The following is an 804-nucleotide window of genomic DNA, read 5'->3' on the forward strand; positions in this document are numbered from 1 at the left end:
GAGAAGGGCATGCCGAGCTCGATGACGTCGGAGCCTGAGGCAGGCAGCGCCTTCATGATCGACAGCGAGGTCTCGTAGTCGGGGTCGCCGCCCATGATGTAGGTGACCAGAGCCGGATGGCCTTCGGCTTTGAGCTTCGCCATGCGGCGGTCGATGCGGGTGGTCATTGTCAGATCTCCATGGCCAGCATCTTGGCCACCGTATGCACGTCCTTGTCGCCGCGGCCGGACAGATTGACGATGACGAGCTGGTCCTTGTCCATCTTCGGCACGATCTTCATCGCATGGGCGATGGCATGCGCCGATTCCAGCGCCGGGATGATGCCCTCGACCCGGGTGGTGAGCTGGAAGGCCTCCAGCGCCTCGTCGTCGAGGATCGGCTCATATTGGACACGGCCGGAATCGCGCAGCCAGGAGTGCTCGGGGCCGACGCCGGGATAATCGAGACCGGCCGAGATCGAATGGCCGTCGAGGATCTGGCCGTCGGAATTCTGCAGCAGATAGGTGCGGTTGCCATGCAGCACGCCGGGCCTGCCGGCATTCATCGACGCGCAATGCTCGACGCCGTCGAGGCCGCGCCCTCCCGCTTCGATGCCGATGATGCGCACTTCCTTGTCGTCAAGGAAGGGGTGGAACAGGCCGATGGCGTTGGAGCCGCCGCCGACGGCGGCGATGATGACATCCGGCAGCCGGCCTTCCTGTTCCAGAATCTGGGCGCGGGCCTCGGAGCCGATCACCGACTGGAAGTCGCGTACCATCTCCGGATAGGGATGCGGGCCGGCGGCTGTGCCGATCAGGTAATAGG

Annotated in this window: 2 protein-coding genes; both read right to left on the reverse strand. The window is 64.8% G+C overall.

Features of this window, described 5'->3' with window-relative positions; translation table 11 throughout:
* A partial coding sequence (locus EOA27_RS38570; RefSeq protein ID WP_189562383.1) for a tryptophan synthase subunit alpha occupies positions 1-167 on the reverse strand: 167 nt, incomplete at its 3' end.
* A 2-nt stretch (positions 168-169) separates the two neighbouring features.
* A partial coding sequence (locus EOA27_RS38575; RefSeq protein WP_127258980.1) for a pyridoxal-phosphate dependent enzyme occupies positions 170-804 on the reverse strand: 635 nt, incomplete at its 5' end.

The sequence above is a fragment of the Mesorhizobium sp. M2A.F.Ca.ET.037.01.1.1 genome (assembly GCF_003998075.1).
In the GTDB taxonomy this organism is placed as follows: Bacteria; Pseudomonadota; Alphaproteobacteria; order Rhizobiales; family Rhizobiaceae; genus Mesorhizobium.